The sequence below is a fragment of the Streptomyces sp. NPDC044719 genome, from assembly GCF_056433405.1.
Genome location: NZ_JBWKHE010000001.1, coordinates 91,465 through 112,780, shown reverse-complemented (window position 1 = coordinate 112,780; position 21,316 = coordinate 91,465). Strand labels below are relative to the sequence as shown.

Sequence of the window (21,316 nt, the reverse complement as noted above, 5' to 3'; positions counted from 1 at the left end):
CGTGGCGGGTTTGTGCGGGTTCGGGGATGGTCCGGAGCCGGGCCTGTGCATTCTCGGGGGTTACGTGAGGGACCTTCAGTTTTGGTGCCTCGTTGGCCTTCACGCCCGCTCCAGGACGGCCGTCACCCCCTGCCCGCCCGCCGCGCACACCGAGATCAGTCCGCGTGCGGGGGCGTCCCGTTCGGCGAGGAGACGGGCCAGCGTGGTCACGATCCGGGCGCCGGTGGCGGCGAAGGGGTGACCGGTGGCGAGGGACGAGCCGGCGACGTTCAGCCGGTCGCGGTCCACCGTGCCGAGGCCCCGCTTCTCCCAGGCGGCGAGTGTCGCCAGCACCTGGGAGGCGAACGCCTCGTGGATCTCGATCAGTTGGAAATCGGCCAAGTTCAGCCCGGCCCGCTCCAGCATCCGCGGGACCGCGTACGCCGGCGCCATGAGCAGGCCGTCCTCGCCGCCCGCCACATCGCCCTCCACGAAGTCCACGGCGGCCGTCTCGTACGCGGTCAGGTACGCCAGCGGTGTCAGGCCGCGCTCCCGGGCCCACTCCTCGCTCGCCAGCAGGACGGTGGCGGCCCCGTCCGTCAGCGGGGTCGAGTTCCCGGCGGTCATGGTCGGGCCGGGATGGTCCAGGCCGAACACCGGTTTCAGGGAGGCCAGTTTCTCCACGGTCGAGCCGGGGCGCAGGTTCTGGTCACGGGCCAGCCCCCGGAAGGGGACCACCAGGTCCTGGAAGAAGCCGCGTTCGTACGCCGCCGCCAGCCGTTGGTGGCTCGCCGCGGCCAGTTCGTCCTGGGCCTCGCGGCCGATGTCCCAGGCCCGGGCGGTGACGGCGGCGTGTTCGCCCATGGACAGGCCGGTGCGCGGCTCGGCGTTGCGCGGGATGTCGGGGACGAGATGGGACGGGCGCACCTTCGCCAAGGCCCTCAGACGGGCGCCCGTCGACTTCGCGCGCCGGGCCTCCAGCAGGATGCGGCGCAGGGTGTCGTTGACGCCCAGGGGCGCGTCGCTGGCCGTGTCGGCGCCGCCCGCGACCGCCGATTCCGTCTGGCCGAGGGCGATCTTGTTGGCGGCGGCGATGACGGCCTGGAGTCCGGTGCCGCAGGCCTGCTGGATGTCGTAGGCCGGGGTGCGCGGATGCAGCGTCGAGCCGAGGACCGTCTCGCGGGCGAGGTTGAAGTCGCGGCTGTGCTTGAGGACGGCGCCGGCGACGAACTCACCCACCGCGCCGGGTTCCTGGAGTCCGTACCGCTCGACGAGGCCGTCGAGGGCGGCGGTGAGCATCTGCTGGTTGGAGGCGGTGGCGTAGGGCCCGTCGGAGCGGGCGAACGGGATGCGCGTTCCGCCGATGACCGCCACGCGCCGCACCGACGTCTTCTGGGGGCTCATCTCGACCTGCTCCTCGCCTGTGACATAGCCTTACCTCCGGTAACCTTACTCCAGAGTAAGGAAGAACGCGCATCATCCGGGAGCTGGGAGTTGGAATGGCCGACCGCTATCTGCGTTTCACCGGTACCGCACCCGGCCGCTTCCTCACCCGCAGACTCGGCCTGCCCCAGCCCGCGGCGCTGACCCGCTGGTCCCCCGAGCGCCCGGCCCTGGACGGCGGCCTGCGTCACCTCACCGCCGGCCGGTCCGCCCTCGGCCTGGCACCGGTCCTCGCCCGTACGGGACTCCCCCCGGCCCGCCCCGACCGGTCGGCCGCCGTCGTCCTGGACGCGAGCGGGGTAGGGGACGTCGAAGGGCTGGCCGACGTCCACGCGGCACTGCATCCCGTCCTACGGTCCGTCACCCCGAGCGGGCGCGTGGTCGTGCTCGGCGCGCCGCTCGACCCGGCCGACCACCACCAGGCCGCGGCCCAGCAGGCCCTGGAGGGCTTCACACGCTCCCTCGGCAAGGAGATCGGCCGGGGCAGGACGGTGAACCTGGTCCGGCTCACGGACGCGTCCGCAGCGGAATCCACGCTCCGTTTCCTGCTCTCACCCAAGTCGGCGTACGTCAGCGGGCAGGTGATCGAGGTGGGCACGCCCCAGGAGCCCGGGGAACCCCAGGCGGCACCGGACGGGGACCGCCCCCTGACCGGCCGGACCGCCCTGGTCACCGGTGCCGCGCGCGGTATCGGTGAGGCGGTCGCCGAGACACTCGCCAGGGACGGGGCCCGGGTCGTCGTCCTCGATGTGCCGGGGGCCGAACAGGACGCCCGGCGCGTCGCCGACCGGCTCGGCGGCAGCGCGCTGCTCCTGGACATCACGGCGGCCGACGCGGGCGCGCGGATCGCCGAGGCCCTGCCGGACGGGCTTGACCTGCTGATCCACAACGCGGGCATCACCCGCGACCGGCGGCTGGTGAACATGCCGGCCGAGCGCTGGATCTCGGTGCTGGAGGTGAACCTGGCGAGCGTGCTGCGCACCACGGACGCACTGCTGAAGGCCGGGACGCTGAAGCGGGGCGGCCGGATCGTGGCGACAGCCTCGATCGCGGGCCTCGCCGGGAACGCGGGGCAGACCAACTACGGGGCGAGCAAGGCGGGCGTCGTGGGCCTGGTCCGCTCGCTCGCGCCACGCGCACTCGCGGAGCACGGGGTGACGGTCAACGCGGTCGCGCCGGGCTTCATCGAGACGAAGATGACGGCCGCCGTCCCGCTGTTCATCCGCGAGGCGGGGCGCCGCATGAACTCCCTCGCCCAGGGCGGTCTTCCGGTCGACGTCGCCGAGACCACCGCCTGGCTCGCGCACCCGGCCTCGGGCGCGGTCAACGGCCAGGTCGTGCGCGTCTGCGGCCAGAGCCTGCTGGGGGCGTGATGACCGACGCCGCCGCACTCGTCCTCACCGGGTCCCCCTCCCTCGCACCGCTCCTGGTCCGCGGTGCCCTGCTGTCCCCCCTCAAACGGCCCGCCCCCGACGCGGAGTTCCCGCGCACCCGGCTGGTCCTGCCCGGTCTGCGCGTCGACCTCGCGCGGCTGGCGGCGTACGAGCGGGTCTGCGGGTTCCCGACCGGGGAGGACGCGCTGCCGCTGACGTATCCGCACGTGCTCGGATTCCCCCTGGCCATGCGGCTGATGAGCGGCCGGGACTTCCCACTGCCGCTGCTGGGCCTGGTCCACACGTCGATCACGCTCACCCGGCACCGGGGAATGCCGGCGACGGGCGCGTACGAACTCGCGGTGCGGGTCGCGGGTCTGGCACCGCACCGGCGCGGCACACAGGCCACGGTCGTCACGGAGGTGCGGGAAGGCGGGGACGTCGTCTGGGAGTCGAGCAGCACGTACCTCGCCCGGCACCGCACGCCACGGCCCGCCGGGTCTCCCGGAGAGGGTCCCGGATCTTCCGGAGGGGTCCCCGGGTCTCCCGCAGAGGAGGTCCGCAAGCCGCTGCCCGCCGTCGCCGAGTGGCGGCTCGCCGAGGATGTCGGGCGTCGTTACGGCGCCGCCTCCGGGGACCGCAACCCGATCCACCTCCACCCGCTCACCGCCCGCCTGTTCGGCTTCCCCCGGGCCATCGCCCACGGCATGTGGACGCTCGCCCGCTGCCTCGCCGCGCACGGCACGCCGGACTCCTGCCACGTGCGCGCGGAGTTCAAGGCGCCGGTGCTGCTGCCCGGAATCGTGACGTACGCGGCGGAGGATGGCCGGTTCGAACTGCGGGACGGGAACGAGCGGATACACGTGACGGGAGATGTCTACCCGGCCTGAGCGCCCGCCTGCTCCTCCTCCGCCTGCTCCTCCTCCGCCTGCTCATCGCCCGTCCGCTCATCCCCCGCCCGCTCATCCCCCGGCGGCGACCACGGTCGCCCCGCCATGAGGTCGCCCAGGCCCGCCCACGCGAAGTTCATCATCGTGGCCGCGGCCTGACGGGCCGTGATGCCCGGGGTGGCGTTGGCCCAGGCGGCGAGGGACTCGGCGGCGCCGACCAGGGCCTCGGCGAGACCGGCGACCTCGCGCTCCGGCAGGTCGGGGTCGTGGTGGGCCTCCCGGGCGCCGGTGAGGATCAGCTGCGTCACGAACGCGACGATCTCCTCGCGCATCGCGGCGACCTCGGCGGCGAAGGGCTCGCCGTGCGTCCGGGCCTGGAGGTGCAGGACCGACCAGGCGTCCTGGTTGCGCCCGGTGTGGGCGAAGAACGCCCCGAGCCCTTCCCAGAGTTGCCGGTCGGCGGGCAGATCGGGACGGACCCCGGCCCGCACCGCCGCCACGAGGGCCTTGGCCTCGCGGCGGATGCAGGCGGTGAAGAGGTCTTCCTTGGAGTTCAGGTACAGATAGACCAACGGCTTGGAGACACCCGCCAGTTCGGCTATCTCGTCCATCGACGCGGCCATGTAGCCCCGTTGGCCGAAGATCCGCACGGCGGCGTCCAGCATCTGCTGTTCACGGACCGCACGCGGCATCCGCTTGGTCTTCACGGCACCCATACGGCTTAGCGTACGGGCCCCCTGGCCTGCCCTCGGTCGTGAACCGAAGCGGACCGGCCAGGGGACGTCACCCCGTCACGCCGCGGCAGGCACCTGCTCGCGCTCCGCGTCCCGCTTCTCGTCCCACGGGTCGTCCAGGGAGGAGCCGTCCGCCGTGGCGTAGGCCTCGCGGTCGAGCAGGTTCTCCCGGGCGGAGACCAGGACCGGGATGAGGGCCTGGCCGGCGACGTTGGTCGCGGTGCGGATCATGTCGAGGATCGGGTCGATCGCGAGGAGCAGACCGACGCCCTCCATCGGCAGGCCGAGGGTGGAGAGGGTCAGGGTCAGCATGACCGTCGCACCGGTCAGTCCGGCCGTGGCGGCGGAGCCGACCACCGAGACGAACGCGATCAGCAGGTAGTCGCCGACACCCAGCTGGATGTCGAAGATCTGGGCGACGAAGATCGCGGCGATCGCGGGGTAGATCGCGGCGCAGCCGTCCATCTTGGTCGTCGCGCCGAACGGCACCGCGAAGGACGCGTACTCCTTCGGCACGCCGAGCCGCTCGGTGACCTTCTGCGTCAGCGGCATCGTGCCCACGGAGGAGCGGGAGACGAAGGCCAGCTGGATCGCGGGCCAGGCACCCTTGAAGAACTGGATCGGGTTGGCCTTGGCGACGGTCGCGAGCAGCGCCGGGTAGACGCCGAACAGCACGATCAGGCAGCCGATGTAGATGTCGGCGGTGAACGTCGCGTACTTGCCGATCAGGTCCCAGCCGTAGGTGGCGATGGCGTTGCCGATGAGGCCGACCGTACCGATCGGGGCGAGGCGGATGACCCACCACAGCGCCTTCTGGAGCAGCTCCAGGACGGACTCGCTCAGGTTGAGGATCGGCTGGGCCTTCTCGCCGAGCTGGAGGGCGGCGATACCGGCGACGGCGGCCATGAAGACGATCTGGAGCACGTTCAGCTCGGTGAACGGCGTGATGACGTCCGTCGGCACGATGCCGGTGAGGAAGTCGATCCAGGAGCCGGTCTCCTCGGGCTTGGCGCCGTCCTTGGGCGTGAGGCCGGTACCGGCGCCCGGGTTGGTGAGCAGGCCGATGACGAGACCGATGCTCACCGCGATGAGCGACGTGACCATGAACCACAGGAGGGTGCGCGAGGCCAGGCGGGCCGCGTTGTTGACCTTCCGCAGATTGGTGATCGAGACCAGGATCGCGAAGAAGACGAGCGGGGCGACGGCGAGCTTCAGCAGGCCGATGAAGGTGTCGCCGACCTTCTCCAGGGTGGTGGTCAGCCAGGACAGGTCCTGGTTGCGGGCGAGCCAGCCGAGCAGCACGCCCAGGACGAGACCGGCGAGTATCTGGGCCCAGAAGGGCACCTTGAAGGACTTCGTGTATGAGGACACGGACTGACTCCGTTGGGGGGACGCGTTGGGGGGAGCTGACGTGGGAGACGACGGGGGTTGGCGTTACGTCAGAGACGACAGTTGGCGGACGCGCACCGACAGAGATCCACGTGCAGCCGCGCGAAGAGCGCAAGCCTTCGGAGCGGAACGCTCCGGGGCGGAAGAGGCACGACTGCTGAGTTCATAACAGCGACACCTTAACACCTGAACTTTGAGGACCCCAAAGCCTCGCTTTGACAGGCAGGAACACGCAGGCACCCATACAAGGCAAAGCGCCCCGTTTCCGAGCATGTACGGAAACGGGGCGCTGCGCGCGTGTGAGGAACCTTACGAGGCCTGGCCCTGCGCCCGGCTCGTCTCGTCGGCCGAGTCCTCCTGGCTGCGGTTGGCCTCCATGTTGGCCTTCATACGGTCGACCCGGCCCACGATCTGCACGGAGGCGCGGTCGCGCTCCTTGCGCAGCACGACGAAGCTGATCGGCGCGGAGAGCAGCAGGGCGAGGGTCACGATCCACAGGCCGTTGCTGTCGCCGAGGCCGCGCGGGGCAAGGCCGGAGTAGACGAGGCCCCAGACGACCACGAGGCAGCCCACGAAGATCCCGAGGCGCATCAGTGTGTAGCGGAGCATCTCAATCCACTCTTCCGATTCCAAAACAGGCCAGTGTTCAGTGAAGCACGCCCGGCGGTCGATCTTTGAGGGGGGTGGCTCAAGGGGGTCAGTGCAACGGCAGGAGCATGATCACGTCGTCCCGGTCGTCGCCCGGCGCGACCCTGATGGCACCAGGGATCCGGCCGACCTCCTTGTAGCCGCAGGATTCGTAGAACCGCTCAAGACCGATCCCGCCCCGGCAGGTCAGCCGGATCGCCTCGATGCCCTCGATGCCCCGGGCCCCGTCCGCCGCCGCGCCCAGCAGGTCACGGCCGTACCCCTTTCCCTGGTGACGCGGATGCACCATCACCGTGTACAGCCACAGCCAGTGCGTCATCAGGTGGTGCGTGTTGAGGGTCAGGAACGCGGTCGCCGCGACCCGCCCCTCCTCGTCGTGCCCGACGAGCAGCCTGACCTTGTCCTCCGCCATCGACGCGAAGTGCTTCAGCAGCGAGGGCCGGATGTCCTCCCGCGTCACGGGCGGAACGAACCCGACGGCTCCCCCCGCGTTGGAGACGTCGGCCCACAGGTCGAGAATGCCGTCACGCAGGTCGGGGGTGACGGCGGGGTCGAGCGTGAAGGTAAGGGGCATGCGGGGATTGTAGCCATTACGACAAGGCCCGCGCCGCCACTTCCAGATCGGACACGAGGCCCCGGTACGCGGCCTCCCGGTCGTCCGCCCGCAGCACCGCCGACGGATGCACCGTGGGCACCAGCCGCTCGGCCCTCCCGTGGATCTCCTCCTCCAGCACGGTGCCCCGCACCTGCGTGACCCGGAACGAGGACCCGAGCAGCGCCTTACCCGCCGTGGCCCCCAGTACGACGATCAGCTCCGGCTCCACGACCGCGAGCTCGGCGGCCAGCCAGGGCCCGCACGCGGTCATCTCCCGGAGGTTCGGCGCCTTGTGAATACGCCGCTTCCGGGGCTCGGCCTGCGTGAACTTGAAGTGCTTCACGGCATTTGTGACGTAGGCCTCGCCCGGATCGATGCCGGCTTCCTGCAGCGCCCGGTCCAAGAGCCGCCCGGCAGGCCCGACGAACGGCTCCCCCTGCCGGTCCTCCTGATCCCCGGGCTGCTCCCCCACGAGCATCACGCGAGCGTCCTTGCTCCCTTTCCCGAAGACGGTCTGCGTGGCGTCACGGTGCAACGGGCAGCCCCGGCACTCGGCAGCGGCCCGCCGCAGCGCGGGCAACCCACCGCGACCGGGAAGGAAGGGCTCAGCGGTATAGGCATCCTCAGGAGCCTGGGTCCTGACCATGCCCCCCCGGGTACCCACCCCAGGGGCGCGGGGAACTGCGCGACCAGCCCCCACGCACCTGGCGCCGCAATCACACCCGCATCGGCTGCGGCGATTCGCGACGCTCCGGGTCGGGCCCGTCATACTCCCGAAGGATCTCGTACCGCGTATTCCGCTCCACCGGCCGGAATCCGGCATCGCGAATAAGATCCAGCAGATCCTCACGCGTCAGCTTGTTCGGCGTCCCGAAGTCGTCCGCGTCATGCGTGATCTTGTACTCGACGACAGACCCGTCCATGTCATCGGCCCCGTGCTGCAAGGCCAACTGCGCCGTCTGCACCCCGTGCATCACCCAGAAGACCTTGACGTGCGGCACGTTGTCGAACAGCAGCCGCGACACCGCGAAGGTCTTCAGCGCCTCCGCCCCCGTCGCCATCTGCGTCCGCGCCTGAAGACGGTTCCGTACCTTCCCGTCCTTCATGTCGACGAAGTCGTGCTGGTACCGCAGCGGGATGAAGACCTGGAAGCCGCCGGTCTCGTCCTGCAGCTCACGCAGCCGCAGCACGTGGTCCACACGGTGGCGCGGCTCCTCGATGTGGCCGTAGAGCATGGTGGCCGGGGTCTTCAGACCCTTCTCGTGGGCGAGCCGGTGGATGCGCGCCCAGTCCTCCCAGTGGGTGCGGTGGTCGACGATGTGCTGCCGGACCTCCCAGTCGAAGATCTCCGCACCGCCACCGGTCAGCGACTCCAGACCGGCCTCGATCAGCTCGTCGAGGATCTCGGAGGCCGGCATCCCGGAGATCGTCTCGAAGTGGTGGATCTCGGTGGCCGTGAACGCCTTGAGCGAGACGCCGGGCAGCGCCTTCTTCAGCTCGCTCAGCGACCGGGGGTAGTACCGCCACGGCAGGTTCGGGTGCAGCCCGTTGACGATGTGCAGCTCGGTGAGGTTCTCGCCCTCCATCGCCTTGGCGAGCTTCACGGCCTCCTCGATGCGCATCGTGTACGCGTCCTTCTCCCCCGGCTTGCGCTGGAAGGAGCAGTACGCGCAGGAGGCCGTGCACACGTTGGTCATGTTGAGGTGACGGTTGACGTTGAAGTGCACGACGTCGCCGTTCTTGCGGGTGCGCACCTCGTGCGCGAGGCCGCCGAGCCAGGCCAGGTCGTCCGACTCGTACAGCGCGATGCCGTCCTCACGGGTCAGACGGACGCCCGTCCTGACCTTCTCCTCCAGCTCGCGCTTGAGCCCGAGATCCATGCCCACACCTTTCTACGAAGAACGCCCCAACCGTACGACTACTCCCCTACTCCTCTTCGGGCAGCTCCCCGACCCGGTTCTCCCACTTGGTGGAGAGCACGATGGTCGTACGCGTCCGGGAGACGCCCTTGGTTCCACTGAGCCGCCGGATCATCTTCTCCAGGCCGTCCACGTCCGCCGCCCGCACCTTGAGCATGTACGAGTCGTCGCCCGCGATGAACCAGCAGTCCTCGATCTCCGAGAGGTCCTTCAGCCGCTGCGCCACGTCCTCGTGGTCGGTGGCGTCGGAGAGCGAGATGCCGACGAGGGCGGTGACGCCGAGGCCGAGCGAGGCGGCGTCGACGGTGGCCCGGTAGCCGGTGATGACTCCGGCCGCCTCCAGCCGGTTGATGCGGTCGGTGACACTGGGTCCCGACAGTCCGACGAGGCGTCCCAGCTCCGCGTAGGAGGCCCGGCCGTTCTCCCTCAGGGCCTGGATGAGCTGCCTGTCCACCGCGTCCATTGCGATCGAAGCCTTCCGCTGAAGTTGTCTGTGGTCCGATGAGGTTTCGGGGTCGTGCTCACTGGGAGCCGGCGCGGTGCGACCCGCCGCCGAGCTCTCCTTGCCAACGGCGGTAGAGCCGGTGCGGCACGCCCGCCGCGTCGAGTACGCGTCCGGCGACGAAGTCCACCAGGTCCTGGATGTGCGTCGCGCCCGCGTAGAAGGCGGGTGAGGCCGGTACGACGCTCGCGCCCGCGTCGTCGAGGGTGACCAGGTGCCGCAGGGTCTGGCCGTTCAGCGGGGTCTCGCGTACGGCCACGACGAGGCAGCGGCCCTCCTTCAGGGTCACGCTCGCCGCCCGCTGCAGCAGGTCCTTCGACAGCCCGAGCGCGACCCCGGCCACGCTCGCCGTCGAGGCGGGCACGATCAGCATGCCCTTGGTGGGGTACGACCCCGAGGAGGGCCCGGCGGCCAGGTCGCCGGCGCTCCAGTGCCGTACGGCGTCGAGGTCGACGGAGAAGGTGTCCGGCTTGCCCTCGGCGCCACGGGACAGCCATTCCCGCAGGTCGTCGCGCCAGTGGGCGTCCCGGAAGGAGATCCCGGTCTCGTCCAGCAGGGTGAGCCGGGAGGCCCGGGAGACCACGAGATCGACGCTCTCGCCGGCCGCGAGGAGGGCCCGCAGCACGGCAGCGGCATACGGGGTGCCGGAGGCCCCGGACACCCCTACGATCCAAGGCGTACGTGGGGTCTCGCCTGGCTTGACTGGGTTCACAACACCGAGCCTATAGGGCGTCACAGGGTGGGAACCGGTGCAGGGGTGCGGGCCGTTGGATGGAGGGGACGAGCGAGCACTGGGGGTCGCCATGTCCGGTCCGGAAGCAGGGTGGTCACAGAGCGACCGCGCGATGGCCGCGGGCAAGCTGATGCTGGCCTGGGTGGCGCTGTTGTGGCTGCTGGAAGTGGTGGACGTGGCGACCGGCCACGCGCTGGACGGCTTCGGGGTCACCCCGCGCGACCCCTCCGAGCTGGTCGACGTCGTCCCGTCGTCCTTCATCCACTTCGGCTTCGCCCATCTGGCCGCGAACACGATCCCGTTGCTGGTCCTCGGCTTCCTCGCGGCGCTCGCGGGGCTGCGCCGCTTCCTGCTGGTCTGCGCGCTGATCATCCTCGTCGACGGTCTGGGCGTCTGGCTCATAGCCCCGGCCCACACCAACACCGCGGGCGCCTCCGGCCTGATCTTCGGCCTCTTCGGCTTCCTGCTGGTCAGCGGCTTCGTGGAGCGCCGCCCCCTGGGCATCCTGGCCGGTGTGCTGATCGCCGCGATCTGGGGCGGCTCGATCCTCGCCGGCCTGGCCCCGACGCAGACGGGCGTCAGCTGGCAGGGGCATCTGCTCGGCCTGCTGGCGGGCGTGGCGGCGGCGTTGGTGTTCCGCCGCCGCCCGAAGTCGGGCCGCGCCCTCACCGCACCGTGATCAGACGGTCAGACCCCGCACCAGCAGATCCAGCAGCGCGCACACGAACAGGGCGATGCCGATGAAGCCGTTGACGCTGAAGAAGGCGCGGTTCACGCGGGACAGGTCGTTCGGTCGGACGATCGAGTGCTCGTAGAGGAACGCGCCCGCGACGATCAGCAGGCCCAGCCAGAAGAAGGCGCCCGCGCCGGTGGTCAGGGCGTACCAGACGAACAGGGCCGTGGTCGTCGCGTGACAGACCCGTGCTCCCCAGACCGCCGCCGGGATGCCGAAGCGGGCCGGGACGGACATGACGCCGATCTCGCGGTCCGTCTCGACGTCCTGGCAGGCGTAGATCAGGTCGAAGCCGCCGATCCAGACGCCGACCGCGAGTCCGAGTATCACCGCGTCCCAGGACCAGAAACCGGTGATCGCCAGCCAGCCGCCGACCGGGCCCATCGCCTGGGCGAGACCCAGGATGGCCTGGGGGAAGTTCGTGAACCGCTTGCCGTAGGGGTAGACCACCATCGGGATCACCGCGATGGGGGCCAGCGCGAGGCACAGGGGGTTCAGCAGGGCCGCCGCGCCCAGGAAGACGACGAGGGCGACGAGCGCGCCCGTCCACGCATGGCGAACCGACATCGCGCCCGTCACCAGCTCGCGCTGCGCCGTACGCGGGTTACGGGCGTCGATCTCCCGGTCGATGATCCGGTTGACCGCCATGGCGAAGGTACGCAGCCCCACCATGCAGACGGTGACCAGCAGCAGCCGCCCCCAGTGGATGTTCCGGTCGACCTGGAACATCGCGGTGAGCGCGGCGATGTAGGCGAAGGGCAGCGCGAAGACCGAGTGCTCGATCATCACCAGGCGCAGGAAGGCCTTCGTGCGTCCCGGCTGGGGGATCGCGGCGGATGCGGAGCTCACAGCCCGTACTCCTTCCACCGGCGGTCCACTTTCGCCGCCGTCTCCGGGTCGGACTCCACCATGTCGGGCCAGCCGCCGTCGCGGGTGTAGCCCTCCTCGGGCCACTTCTTCGTCGCGTCGATGCCCGCCTTGCCGCCCCAGAACTGCTGGTAGGAGGCGTGGTCGAGGTGGTCGACGGGGCCCTCGACGATCGACAGGTCACGGGCGTAGTCCGTGTTGCCGAGGGCCCGCCAGGCGACCTCGTGCAGGTCGTGGACGTCGCAGTCGGAGTCGACGACCACGATCAGCTTGGTCAGCGACATCATGTGCGCGCCCCAGATGGCGTGCATGACCTTCTGCGCGTGCTTCGGGTACTTCTTGTCGATCGAGACGATCGCGCAGTTGTGGAAGCCGCCCGCCTCCGGCAGGTGGTAGTCCACGATGTCCGGGATGATGATCTTCAGGAGCGGAAGGAAGAAGCGTTCCGTCGCGCGGCCCAGGGGGCCGTCCTCCGTCGGGGGACGGCCTACGACGATCGACTGGAGCAGCGGCCGCTTCCGCATCGTCACGCAGTCGATCTTCAGCGCGGGGAAGGGCTCCTGCGGCGTGTAGAAGCCGGTGTGGTCACCGAACGGCCCCTCCGGCAGCATCTCGCCGGGCTCCAGCCAGCCCTCGATGACGACCTCCGCCTGCGCCGGCACCTGGAGCGGCACGGTCTTGCAGTCGACCATCTCGATCCGCTTGCCCGCGAGGAACCCGGCGAACAGGTACTCGTCGATGTCCCCGGGCAGCGGGGCCGTGGACGCGTACGTCACGGCGGGCGGACACCCGAAGGCGATGGCGACGGGCAGCCGCTCCCCGCGCCTGGCCGCCACCTGGTAGTGGTTGCGGCTGTCCTTGTGGATCTGCCAGTGCATGCCGATGGTGCGCTTGTCGTGACGCTGGAGGCGGTACAGCCCGAGATTGCGGACGCCGCTCTCCGGGTCCTTGGTGTGGGTGAGCCCCAGATTGAAGAAGGAGCCGCCGTCCTTCGGCCAGGTGAACAGGGCGGGGAGCTGGTCGAGGTCGACGTCGTCCCCGGTCAGGACGACTTCCTGCACCGGGCCGTCCTTGACCTTCTTCGGCGGGACGTGGGTCATCGAGCCGAGCTTGCCGAAGGCCTCGCGCACGCCGACGAACCCGTGCGGCAGCTCGGGCTTCAGCAGCCCGCCGATCCGCTCGGAGATCTCGCCGTACGACTTCAGCTCCAGCGCCTTCAGCAGCCGCCGGTCCGTGCCGAACACGTTCATCGCGAGCGGCATGCTCGACCCGCGCACGTTCTCGAAGAGCAGCGCGGGGCCGCCGGCCTTCTGCACCCGGTCGACGATCTCCCCGACCTCGAGATACGGGTCCACCTCGGCCTTGATGCGCTTGAGGTCGCCCTCGCGCTCCAGCGCCCTGAGCAGGGAGCGAAGATCGTCGTAAGCCATGCGGTCCAGTATCCCCGAGCGGCTACCCTGGCCCTGAACCGCCCACCCGCTTTCGCTGAGAGGCCGCATGCTCCGGGTACTCATGTTCCTCGTGCCGCTGGCGCTGAGCGTGTACGCGTTCATCGACTGCATCAGTACCAAGGACGACGACATCCGCCATATGCCCAAGCCGCTTTGGGCGCTGCTCGTGCTGGTGTTCCCGCTCGTCGGTTCGATCTCCTGGCTCATCGCCGGCAAGAAGCGCCGCCCGGCCGCCGAGGGCTGGTCCGGCGTCCGGGGCGGCCGCTCCCGGCAGTGGGTCGCGCCCGACGACAACCCCGACTTCCTCAAGTCCCTCGACGAGGACCCGAAGAGGGACGACGACCCGAAGCGCGACGAGCCCTGACCGTCGCCGCGCCGCTCACACCAGCGTCTTGATCCGGGCGCTGGTGAGGGCCTTGTCGAAGACGCGTACGTCCCTGATCGCGCCGGGGAAGAAGTCGCTGGGGCGCCCGTCGAAGGTCGCGCGGCCGATCATCAGGCCGCCGGGCGCGGGCAGCGGGCGAGTGTCACGGGTCTCCGCCTGCTGCACGCCGTCGACGTAGAGCCGCAACTTGCGTCCGGGCCCGTCGCAGACGCCCACCAGGTGCGTCCAGGTGTTCACGGCGGGCACGGAGTACCCCACGGCGCGCTGTCCGGGCCGGGCGAAGGCCCAGCGCTTCTCGTCGCTGGAGTACTGGAGGTAAAAGCCGCTGGCGTCACCGGCCTCCTGGCTGACGGCGGTGGCGAAGTGGTCCGGCTCGGTGGCCAGCCGCACCCAGGCAGCGACCGTGAAGCTCCGCCCGGCACCGGTCCTCAGCACCGGCACCTCGGTGATGATCTGGCTGCCGCTCCCGTCGAACTCGGCCGCCCCCTGGCCGCCCGACCGCCACCTGACCCCGGACGCGGTGCCGTCGTTGTCACCGGCGGTGTCCCGGGCGAGCGCGCCCGAGGCCTCGTCGAGGGGCCAGGCACCGATCGGCCGGGCCGGGGCCGGGGCACCGGCCCGGGGTGGATCCGCGGTGTCGCCCTCGGCCTCGGGCCTGCTGAGCCAGACCCCGGCACCGGCGCCGAGCGCGGCGACCGCACCGGCTCCGGAGAGCAGGAACGCGCGTCGGTTACGACGGGCAGGTGCCGGAGTGGGGGCGACGCGGGTGTCCGGTCGCACCGGTTGGGGCGCGACAGCCTCACGCGTGGGCCTGACCGGGCGCCCTGGTGCGACGCGCGGCAGCGCCATCGTGCTCTCGGCGTCGGCCGGGCCGACCCGGGCGAGGATGTCGCGCGGCGTGGGGCGGTCGGCGGGGTCCTTCGCGAGGCACGCGGAGATCAGGGCCCGCAGCTCCGGGTCCGAGACGGCGGTGACATCGGGCTCGTTGTGCACGACCCGGTAGAGCAGGGCGGGCGTGGGTCCGGCACCGAACGGGTTGCCGCCGGTCGCCGCGAAGGCCAGGACCGCGCCCAGGCAGAAGACGTCACTGGCGGGCGTGATCTCGTCGCCGCTCACCTGCTCCGGCGCCATGAACCCGGGCGAGCCCGCCATGTGCCCGGTCCCGGTGATCGAGTCGCCCTCGACACTGCGCACGATCCCGAAGTCGATGACGCGCGGCCCGTCCTGAGCGAGCAGCACGTTGGACGGCTTGAGGTCACGGTGGACCAGGTTCACCGAGTGGATCGACACGAGCGCCTCGGCGAGCCCCGCCGCGAGGCGCCGTACGGCGTCGGTGCCGAAGGGGCCCTGCTCTGCGACCGCCTGCTCCAGCGACGGACCCGCGATGTAACTGGTGACCAGCCACGGCAGCTGCGCGTCCGGGTCGGCGTCGATGACAGGGGCGGTGAAGGCTCCGCTGACCAACCGGGCCGCCTCCACCTCCCGGCGGAACCGGGACCGGAACTCCGGCCTACGCACCAGCTCGGCATGCACGACCTTGACGGCGACGTCCCGCCCACCCGGCGAACGCCCCAGATATACCCGGCCCATTCCGCCTGCGCCCAGCCGCCCCAGCAGCTGGTAGTCGCCTATGGAGCGCGGGTCCTCCGGCCTCAGCGAAGACACGAAGTGAACGCCGCCCAGGCTTCACGAGACACCAACAGCACAGCTCTGTCAGGGGCTTTGCTGTCACGGACCGGGACGGTGCTGGGGAAACCGGGGGCTATTTCTATGCAGTTGCCGCCGTTGTCGTCGCTGTAGCTGCTCTTGATCCAAGACGCCGCGCTGAGTCGGTAGCTGTCCATGCTGCTCGTACCTCTCCATCACGTCGCTGATCAGGGCGGCGGACTGCCGAGCTGACAAGATGTCTGCCCTGAGCACATCATAGGTGTGCGAATGCCGCGCATAGAGGGCCGGATCGTTGTTGAAGTGGCCACGGTCCAACGACTCCGAGTACACCCATCGCTCATCGGCCAGTTCGATCAGCGACATGGAACCTCTCGGACGTACCAGCCCGAAGAGGTCGGCCGGGGCGACCTGGACGCGGATGTTGGGGCGCTGCCCGACGCTCAGCAGGTGCGCGCACTGCTGCCGCATGACCGCCGGGCTTCCCACCGCGTTGCGCAGGCAGCTTTCGTCGAGGATGGCGACGTACAGCGGGCCCCCGTCAGCCAGGAAGCGTTGCTGTCGGCTCATGCGCGCGCGGACGCGTGACTCGATCTCGTGCGCGTCCGCACGGCGGCGGCTGAACAGCGCCTGCGCGTATTCAGGGGTCTGCAACAAGCCCGGAATCACCCGCTCCTGGTACTCCCGCAAGGCAACGGCCACCTCATCCATCTCAGCCCGCCGCCGGAACCAATCAGGATGCTCCACCTGCGGATACCAGTCGATGCGGCCCCACAACCGCGTCAACACCCCACCCGTCGACAGGAGCTCATCGCACGTCTTGGCGAAACCGTCCGTCGGAACCCTCGTCCCCGCCTCCACCCGGGCCACATGCGAGCGGTCGCACGGGATGCGCCCCGCCAAGCCCTCCTGCGTGAGCAACGCGGCCTCGCGGAAGTGCTTGAGCACCTCCCCGAAGACAGCCGCCGTGCTGGCCCCCGCCCCCACCCCGCCATTCCGTCGACTCACGGCTCCCCCTCCGTGACAGTGCTCCACCCGCACGCCCGAAACATTGATCCGGCCCATTCCCCTGCGCAACGCTCGATACACCCAGAGTTACGGAGGAGCAGGAAATGGAACCGGGAACGCTCGTCTACGACCCCCACACGCACAAGGTCGGCGAGTACCAGGACAAGACCGGCCCGTACGTGATGCTGCGCCCGGTCGGCGGCGGCCGGGAGTGGCAGGCCGACCCGGCACGGATCCGCGAGGCGACACCGGAGGAACGGCTCAGCGCGGGCGTACGCGCGGCCAACGACCGTTCAAGGGATGGACTGTCGGCGGACCCGAACCGACCACCCGTGCCGATGCCGGGGTGCGCGGCATGTGAGGAGTTGGCCCTCCGCCGGGACAAGGCCCGCGCGTCGTTCGACGGAAGTGCCGTGACGGACGCGAACGTCCTGCTGCGCAAGCACCAACGCGACGAACACGGTGGGGAATCGGCAGGACGCAGGCTCTTCCGGTACGTCCCGTACACGATCGTGCAGGACGCGTCCGCCCTGCCCGAGTACGAGGCGTACTGCGTCTCGGGCGAGGACACGGACTGCGGGGCCGGCTCCGGGCCCTGCTCGGCCCCGGCCGAGGTCGAGGAGTGGCAGCGCAGGCACACCCAGGAGACCAGGCACCTGCGCTACCGCCGCAGCTTCGCCGACTACGCGGTGCTGGAGAGGCAGGGCTGAGGCTCCCGGGTCAGGAGCGGTCGGTCAGCTTCTTCAACTCGGGCGGGAGTTCCTTGACCGTGTCGGCGACGACCAGACGGTACTCGTCGGTGTCCTCGGCCACGGCGATGGCGACGCCGGGGTCCACGCCCTGCACGGCGAACGCGGTCATCAGGGCCGGGTCCTCCCCGTCGTCGCCGTCGCCAGGGGTGTCGTCGCACGCCGCGCGGGTCGCACCGCCGAGCGACGTGCCCACGGGGACGTCGGTCTCCTCTCTCCCGAGGTAGCTGCGGCCGTCGTACTCGACGACGTAGGCGCAGGACGCCTCGGGCCGCGCGCCGTCGCCGTCGTCCGACGACGACACCGACGTGCAGCCCACCGGCAACGGGGCGAGGGCCGCCGCCAGCAGCGCCCAGGCGGGTCCGCGACCGGCCCGCGGGATTGACGCCTTCATCGGTACGCCTCCTTCTGGAGCCTCGGCTCCGGCCGTGTGGATACGCAACGAAGACGTGCGCGGCTGCGGATCGGTTCAGGTTCCGGGTGCGCCCTGCCACACCAGCCGCCCACCGCTCGAACCGCCCTGGGGGCCCAGGTCGATCAGCCAGTCCGAGGCATGGATGACGTCGAGGTTGTGCTCGATGGTGACGACGGAGTGTCCGCCGTCGACGAGGCGTTGGAGGACGGCGAGGAGGCGGGCGGTGTCGGCGGCGTGCAGGCCGGTGGTGGGCTCGTCCAGAAGGTAGAGGGTGCGGCCCGTGGTGCGGCGGCCCAGTTCCTTGGCCAGTTTGAGACGTTGTGCCTCTCCGCCGGAGAGAGTGGTGGCGGGCTGGCCCAGGGGGAGGTAGCCGAGGCCCACGTCCACCATGCGCCGGAGCCTGGAGGCGACCGCCGGGACGCCCGCGAAGACCGTCAGTGCCTCCTCCACCGTGGCCGCGAGGAGCTCGGCGATGTCGTGGCCCTCGTAGCGCACGGCCAGCACCTCGGGCCGGAAGCGGCGCCCCTGGCAAGCGGGGCAGCGCACCTCCACGGCCGGGAGGAAGTGCATGGGGACGGTGAGCACACCGGCGCCCTCGCAGCGTTCGCAGCGGCCTCCGGGGACGTTGAAGGAGAAGTGGCCGGGCGTGAGGGCGCTTTTGGAGTGGGTCGCGTAGGTCTCCCGGACGGGGGTGAAGACGTCGGAGTACGTCGCGGCGTTGGAGCGCGGGACCCTGCCGATCGGCTCCTGGTCGATCAGGACCACCTTGGACAGGTGCTCCCAGCCGTCGATGCCGTCATGCTCACCCGGGCGCTCACCGGCCCCATGAAAGTGGCGGCGGGCGGCCCGGCCCAGGACGTCCAGGATCAGCGTGGACTTGCCCGAGCCGGACGGTCCGGTGACCGTGACCAGGCGGCCGAGCGGAATCCGGGCGGTGACGTCCTTGAGGTTGTGCGCCCTTGCGCCGTGGATCACCAGCGCCTTGTCGGCGTCCGCGCGGCCCCGCGACGCCGGGGCGGGCAGCCGGCCCGACAGGTACGCCCCGGTTACCGAGCCCTCGGTCCGCGCCACTTCCTCCGGCGACCCCTGGGCGACGATCCGGCCCCCGTCGCGTCCCGCTCCCGGGCCGACGTCCACGACGTGGTCCGCCGCCCGCAGCACATCCAGGTCGTGTTCGATGACCAGCACCGTGTTGCCCAGGTCGCGCAGCCTGCGCAGGACACGGACCAGCCGCTCGGTGTCGGACGGGTGCAGTCCGATCGTCGGCTCGTCGAGGACGTAGAGGACGCCGGTGAGGCCCGAGCCCAGCAGGGCGGCGAGGCGCAGGCGCTGGGTCTCGCCCGCCGAGAGGCTCGGTGTCGCCTGGTCCAGGGTGAGGTAGCCGACGCCGACGTCCACCAGCCGCCGCACCCGCTCCTCCAGGTCGGCGACGACCGGTTCCACGAGCAGCCACTCGTCCCCGCCCGACCGCTCCCGCAGACCGGCCAGCCAGGTGTCGAGGTCGGTCAGGGGAAGCCGGGCGGCCTCGACGATGGTGTGTCCGTGGACGGTCACCGCCCGGCTCTCCGGCCGCAGCCGGGTCCCGCCGCACTCCCCGCAGGGCTGTTTCAGCAGGCCCTGCTGTTCGGCCCGTTCGCGGTAGTCGGGGTCGTCGGCACGGTCGTTGTAGCGGCGCAGCAGCGCCGTCGCGACCCCTTCGAAACGGCCCCCCGACACCGTCGCCGGCGGATCGGTGTCCGGGAAGTGCCGTCGGAACTCGGGGCTTTCGACGCCGTGGAGCAGCAGGTCCCTCGGGATGTCGCCCAGTTCGTCGACCGGTGCGTCCGCGTCGAAGGTGAAGCCGTAGTGGCCGGCGGCGGCCCGCAGCACGGGGATGCTCCAGTCGGTGTACTTCGCGTTCCAGCCCCTCACCGCGCCCTGGGCGACCGACTTCCCGCCGTCGACCAGGCGCCGTACGTCGGGCCGGATCACCTCGCCCAGGCCGGTGCAGGCCGGGCAGGCTCCGGCGGGCTTGTTGAACGAGAAGGAGCCCATCACGAGTTCGGCCACGGGCGTGCCGCAGTGCGGGCAGGGCCGCTGCTCGGCCTCGGAGTCCTCGGCGTCCTCGCCGCCCTCGGCGCCCTCGGCGTGCGACGGCGGGATGTCCTTCCCGCAGTCCGGGCAGGGCCGTACCCCGATGCGCGACCACAGCAGGCGGAGGTAGGTGAACACCTCGGTGACCGTGCCGACCGTGGAGCGGGGGCTGCGGTTGGTGTGGTGCTGGTCGACGCTGATCGACGGGGACAGGCCGGTGATCGAGTCGACGGCGGGCTTGCTGACGAAGCCGGTGACCATGCCCAGCGACTCCAGGTACTGCCGCTGGCCCTCCCGGTGGAGGGTGTCGAAGGCGAGAGTGGACTTGCCGGAACCGGACAGGCCGGTCAGGACGACGAGCTTGTTCTTCGGGAGGGAGAGGGAGACGTTCCTGAGGTTGTGGAGACGTGCGCCGGTGACGCGAATGCAGGTGTCCATTCCTTCAAGTGTTCCATTTAAGTGCGGTATTGAGACTTTTCCTCCCTTCAACGGCTCGCTCCCTGCCGTAACCTTCAAATCCGTGACGAACGAACGCCGTCTCCGTCCCGTCGATCTCGCCCGGCTGGCCGGTGTCTCGACGCAGCAGATCCGCAACTACGAGGACGCCGGGGTGCTCCCGCCGGCCTCCCGGACCGCGTCCGGCTACCGCGCCTTCACCGAGGTGCACCGAGGAGCGCTGCTGGCGTACCGGACCCTGATGCGGGGCTACGGTCCGGTGCCGGCGACACGCATCATGCGGACCCTGCACGAGGGGGACGTCGCGGGCGCGCTCGCGCTGGTCGACGCCGCGCACGCCGCCCTGCACGAGGAGCGCGTCTCCCTGCGCGCCGCGAGCGAGGCCCTGGAACTGCTGGCGGCCGAGCCCCCGGCCCCGCTCCCCCGGTCCGGCGGGCTGCGCATCGGGGAGGTGGCCGCGCTGCTGGGCATACGGACGTCCGCGCTGCGGGTATGGGAGGGCGCCGGGCTGCTCGCGCCCCGGCGCGAGCGCGCCACCGGATACCGGCTCTACGAACCGGCCGACATGCGGGACGCCCGGCTCGTGCACACCCTGCGCCGCAGTCACTATCTGTTCGACCAGATCCGGCCGGTGCTGGAGGGGTTGCGGAGGGAGGGCAGCAGCGATGCCCTGCGCGCCGCCGTCGCGGCCCGCGGGGAAGCTCTGACCGCTCGCACCAGGACCATGATCGAGGGCTCCGGGGCCCTCCACACCTACCTCGGCCGGCTCACCGAAGCGACGAAGGAGACCCGATGAACGAGGCCCTGGACCAGGCACAGGCACGCGCATGGCTCGCCACCGCCGTCGAGGAGGCCCGCGCCGGGCTCGCCGAGGGCGGCATCCCGATCGGCGCCGCCCTCTACGGGGCCGACAGCACCCTGCTGGGCCGGGGCCACAACCGGCGCGTGCAGGACGGCGACCCCAGCCTGCACGCGGAGACGGCCGCCTTCCGCGCGGCCGGGCGGCAGCGCTCCTACCGGGGCACGACGATGGTGACGACCCTGTCCCCCTGCTGGTACTGCTCCGGCCTGGTCCGGCAGTTCGGCATCTCCCGGGTGGTGATCGGCGAGGCGGCCACCTTCCACGGGGGTCACGACTGGCTCTCCGAACACGGTGTGGAGATCGTGTTGCTGGACGACGCGGAGTGCACCGGCCTCATGCGGGACTTCATCGCGAGCAGCCCGGAGCTGTGGAACGAGGACATCGGCGTCAACTGAGCGCACCGCTCAGGGTTCGTATCGCCGTTCGAGATGCCATCCGTTCCATTGA

General features: G+C 70.8%; 23 protein-coding genes. 7 read left to right on the top strand and 16 right to left on the bottom strand.

From position 1 onward, the window contains the following. Positions 1-99: 99 nt before the first annotated feature. Positions 100-1,383 carry an acetyl-CoA C-acetyltransferase gene (locus tag AC07DF_RS00560; RefSeq protein WP_478965607.1) on the bottom strand — a complete coding sequence of 428 codons (1,284 nt, stop codon included), beginning with the start codon at positions 1,381-1,383 and terminating at the stop codon, positions 100-102. A 95-nt stretch (positions 1,384-1,478) separates the two neighbouring features. Here AC07DF_RS00560 and AC07DF_RS00555 point away from each other — a divergent pair, with 95 nt between their 5' ends. Next, positions 1,479-2,795 carry a 3-oxoacyl-ACP reductase gene (locus AC07DF_RS00555; RefSeq protein ID WP_478965605.1) on the top strand — a complete coding sequence of 439 codons (1,317 nt, stop codon included), beginning with the start codon at positions 1,479-1,481 and terminating at the stop codon, positions 2,793-2,795. Beyond that, positions 2,795-3,685, top strand: a complete 891-nt coding sequence (locus tag AC07DF_RS00550) for a MaoC family dehydratase (RefSeq protein ID WP_478965603.1) — start codon at positions 2,795-2,797, stop codon at positions 3,683-3,685. The genes AC07DF_RS00555 and AC07DF_RS00550 overlap by 1 nt, the downstream gene beginning before the upstream one ends. On the opposite strand, the gene AC07DF_RS00545 is transcribed toward AC07DF_RS00550, so the two are convergent. The 8 genes from AC07DF_RS00545 to AC07DF_RS00510 form a co-directional block, all read right to left on the bottom strand. Further along, positions 3,673-4,401: a TetR/AcrR family transcriptional regulator gene (locus tag AC07DF_RS00545; RefSeq protein ID WP_478965601.1), complete on the bottom strand. Its 729-nt coding sequence runs from the start codon at positions 4,399-4,401 to the stop codon at positions 3,673-3,675. The genes AC07DF_RS00550 and AC07DF_RS00545 overlap by 13 nt on opposite strands. 75 nt (positions 4,402-4,476) lie before the next feature. Further along, positions 4,477-5,790, bottom strand: a complete 1,314-nt coding sequence (locus tag AC07DF_RS00540) for a dicarboxylate/amino acid:cation symporter (RefSeq protein WP_478965599.1) — start codon at positions 5,788-5,790, stop codon at positions 4,477-4,479. A gap of 327 nt (positions 5,791-6,117) precedes the next feature. Then, positions 6,118-6,417 carry a DUF4229 domain-containing protein gene (locus AC07DF_RS00535; RefSeq protein ID WP_478965597.1) on the bottom strand — a complete coding sequence of 100 codons (300 nt, stop codon included), beginning with the start codon at positions 6,415-6,417 and terminating at the stop codon, positions 6,118-6,120. 88 nt (positions 6,418-6,505) lie between these two features. Then, entirely contained in the window at positions 6,506-7,030 is a 525-nt protein-coding gene (locus AC07DF_RS00530; protein WP_478965595.1) for an N-acetyltransferase family protein, read from the bottom strand. Between the two features lie 16 nt (positions 7,031-7,046). Continuing rightward, positions 7,047-7,697 carry a UdgX family uracil-DNA binding protein gene (locus tag AC07DF_RS00525; RefSeq protein WP_478965593.1) on the bottom strand — a complete coding sequence of 217 codons (651 nt, stop codon included), beginning with the start codon at positions 7,695-7,697 and terminating at the stop codon, positions 7,047-7,049. A gap of 70 nt (positions 7,698-7,767) precedes the next feature. Next, complete coding sequence (gene mqnE / locus AC07DF_RS00520; protein ID WP_478965591.1) at positions 7,768-8,931, bottom strand: aminofutalosine synthase MqnE; 1,164 nt, start codon at positions 8,929-8,931, stop codon at positions 7,768-7,770. Positions 8,932-8,977: 46 nt separating this feature from the next. Next, positions 8,978-9,433: an Lrp/AsnC family transcriptional regulator gene (locus AC07DF_RS00515; protein WP_031103084.1), complete on the bottom strand. Its 456-nt coding sequence runs from the start codon at positions 9,431-9,433 to the stop codon at positions 8,978-8,980. Positions 9,434-9,491: 58 nt separating this feature from the next. Further along, a complete protein-coding gene (locus AC07DF_RS00510) occupies positions 9,492-10,184 on the bottom strand; it encodes a UbiX family flavin prenyltransferase (protein WP_478965589.1) in 693 nt (230 codons plus the stop codon). 91 nt (positions 10,185-10,275) lie between these two features. Here AC07DF_RS00510 and AC07DF_RS00505 point away from each other — a divergent pair, with 91 nt between their 5' ends. After that, positions 10,276-10,884, top strand: coding sequence for a rhomboid family intramembrane serine protease (locus AC07DF_RS00505; protein ID WP_478965587.1), 609 nt, complete (start codon positions 10,276-10,278; stop codon positions 10,882-10,884). Here the strand turns inward: AC07DF_RS00505 and mqnP are convergent, their stop codons facing one another. Together mqnP and AC07DF_RS00495 are read right to left on the bottom strand one after the other, a co-directional pair. Next, on the bottom strand, positions 10,885-11,787 hold the full coding sequence (gene mqnP, locus AC07DF_RS00500) for a menaquinone biosynthesis prenyltransferase MqnP (RefSeq protein WP_478965585.1): 903 nt from the start codon (positions 11,785-11,787) through the stop codon (positions 10,885-10,887). Beyond that, the gene (locus AC07DF_RS00495; protein ID WP_391103189.1) at positions 11,784-13,235 is read right to left on the bottom strand and encodes a menaquinone biosynthesis decarboxylase; all 1,452 of its coding nucleotides are present in this window, start codon (positions 13,233-13,235) and stop codon (positions 11,784-11,786) included. The genes mqnP and AC07DF_RS00495 overlap by 4 nt, the downstream gene beginning before the upstream one ends. 67 nt (positions 13,236-13,302) lie before the next feature. On the opposite strand from AC07DF_RS00495, the gene AC07DF_RS00490 reads away from it, so the two are divergent. Further along, complete coding sequence (locus AC07DF_RS00490; RefSeq protein ID WP_403882206.1) at positions 13,303-13,620, top strand: PLD nuclease N-terminal domain-containing protein; 318 nt, start codon at positions 13,303-13,305, stop codon at positions 13,618-13,620. Positions 13,621-13,635: 15 nt separating this feature from the next. Here AC07DF_RS00490 and AC07DF_RS00485 read toward each other — a convergent pair whose 3' ends face one another. The 3 genes from AC07DF_RS00485 to AC07DF_RS00475 are packed head-to-tail and all read right to left on the bottom strand — an operon-like array spanning position 13,636 to position 16,314. Continuing rightward, positions 13,636-15,306: a protein kinase domain-containing protein gene (locus tag AC07DF_RS00485; RefSeq protein ID WP_478965582.1), complete on the bottom strand. Its 1,671-nt coding sequence runs from the start codon at positions 15,304-15,306 to the stop codon at positions 13,636-13,638. After that, positions 15,294-15,407, bottom strand: a complete 114-nt coding sequence (locus AC07DF_RS00480) for a DUF397 domain-containing protein (RefSeq protein WP_478967524.1) — start codon at positions 15,405-15,407, stop codon at positions 15,294-15,296. Before AC07DF_RS00480 ends, AC07DF_RS00485 begins: the two co-directional genes overlap by 13 nt. Beyond that, positions 15,370-16,314, bottom strand: a complete 945-nt coding sequence (locus AC07DF_RS00475; RefSeq protein WP_478965580.1) for a helix-turn-helix domain-containing protein — start codon at positions 16,312-16,314, stop codon at positions 15,370-15,372. Before AC07DF_RS00475 ends, AC07DF_RS00480 begins: the two co-directional genes overlap by 38 nt. Positions 16,315-16,418: 104 nt before the next feature. On the opposite strand from AC07DF_RS00475, the gene AC07DF_RS00470 reads away from it, so the two are divergent. Continuing rightward, positions 16,419-17,024: a DUF7848 domain-containing protein gene (locus AC07DF_RS00470; protein ID WP_478965578.1), complete on the top strand. Its 606-nt coding sequence runs from the start codon at positions 16,419-16,421 to the stop codon at positions 17,022-17,024. 10 nt (positions 17,025-17,034) lie between these two features. On the opposite strand, the gene AC07DF_RS00465 is transcribed toward AC07DF_RS00470, so the two are convergent. Then, on the bottom strand, positions 17,035-17,457 hold the full coding sequence (locus AC07DF_RS00465; protein ID WP_478965576.1) for a DUF6281 family protein: 423 nt from the start codon (positions 17,455-17,457) through the stop codon (positions 17,035-17,037). Positions 17,458-17,532: 75 nt separating this feature from the next. Continuing rightward, a complete protein-coding gene (uvrA, locus tag AC07DF_RS00460; protein ID WP_478965574.1) occupies positions 17,533-19,989 on the bottom strand; it encodes an excinuclease ABC subunit UvrA in 2,457 nt (818 codons plus the stop codon). Positions 19,990-20,071: 82 nt separating this feature from the next. Here uvrA and AC07DF_RS00455 point away from each other — a divergent pair, with 82 nt between their 5' ends. Next, complete coding sequence (locus tag AC07DF_RS00455; RefSeq protein ID WP_478965572.1) at positions 20,072-20,803, top strand: MerR family transcriptional regulator; 732 nt, start codon at positions 20,072-20,074, stop codon at positions 20,801-20,803. Next, on the top strand, positions 20,800-21,264 hold the full coding sequence (locus AC07DF_RS00450) for a nucleoside deaminase (protein ID WP_478965570.1): 465 nt from the start codon (positions 20,800-20,802) through the stop codon (positions 21,262-21,264). The genes AC07DF_RS00455 and AC07DF_RS00450 overlap by 4 nt, the downstream gene beginning before the upstream one ends. Positions 21,265-21,316 lie beyond the last annotated feature (52 nt).

Bases quoted from the DNA above. Each gene is read 5' to 3' on its own strand.
- AC07DF_RS00470 (WP_478965578.1), top strand. From the start codon at position 16,419: ATGGAACCGGGAACGCTCGTCTACGACCCCCACACGCACAAGGTCGGC.
- AC07DF_RS00515 (WP_031103084.1), bottom strand. From the start codon at position 9,433: ATGGACGCGGTGGACAGGCAGCTCATCCAGGCCCTGAGGGAGAACGGC.
- AC07DF_RS00555 (WP_478965605.1), top strand. From the start codon at position 1,479: ATGGCCGACCGCTATCTGCGTTTCACCGGTACCGCACCCGGCCGCTTC.
- AC07DF_RS00450 (WP_478965570.1), top strand. From the start codon at position 20,800: ATGAACGAGGCCCTGGACCAGGCACAGGCACGCGCATGGCTCGCCACC.
- AC07DF_RS00545 (WP_478965601.1), bottom strand. From the start codon at position 4,401: ATGGGTGCCGTGAAGACCAAGCGGATGCCGCGTGCGGTCCGTGAACAG.
- AC07DF_RS00495 (WP_391103189.1), bottom strand. From the start codon at position 13,235: ATGGCTTACGACGATCTTCGCTCCCTGCTCAGGGCGCTGGAGCGCGAG.
- AC07DF_RS00465 (WP_478965576.1), bottom strand. From the start codon at position 17,457: ATGAAGGCGTCAATCCCGCGGGCCGGTCGCGGACCCGCCTGGGCGCTG.
- AC07DF_RS00490 (WP_403882206.1), top strand. From the start codon at position 13,303: ATGCTCCGGGTACTCATGTTCCTCGTGCCGCTGGCGCTGAGCGTGTAC.
- AC07DF_RS00505 (WP_478965587.1), top strand. From the start codon at position 10,276: ATGTCCGGTCCGGAAGCAGGGTGGTCACAGAGCGACCGCGCGATGGCC.
- AC07DF_RS00560 (WP_478965607.1), bottom strand. From the start codon at position 1,383: ATGAGCCCCCAGAAGACGTCGGTGCGGCGCGTGGCGGTCATCGGCGGA.
- AC07DF_RS00530 (WP_478965595.1), bottom strand. From the start codon at position 7,030: ATGCCCCTTACCTTCACGCTCGACCCCGCCGTCACCCCCGACCTGCGT.
- AC07DF_RS00525 (WP_478965593.1), bottom strand. From the start codon at position 7,697: ATGGTCAGGACCCAGGCTCCTGAGGATGCCTATACCGCTGAGCCCTTC.
- AC07DF_RS00535 (WP_478965597.1), bottom strand. From the start codon at position 6,417: ATGCTCCGCTACACACTGATGCGCCTCGGGATCTTCGTGGGCTGCCTC.
- AC07DF_RS00550 (WP_478965603.1), top strand. From the start codon at position 2,795: ATGACCGACGCCGCCGCACTCGTCCTCACCGGGTCCCCCTCCCTCGCA.
- uvrA (WP_478965574.1), bottom strand. From the start codon at position 19,989: ATGGACACCTGCATTCGCGTCACCGGCGCACGTCTCCACAACCTCAGG.
- mqnE (WP_478965591.1), bottom strand. From the start codon at position 8,931: ATGGATCTCGGGCTCAAGCGCGAGCTGGAGGAGAAGGTCAGGACGGGC.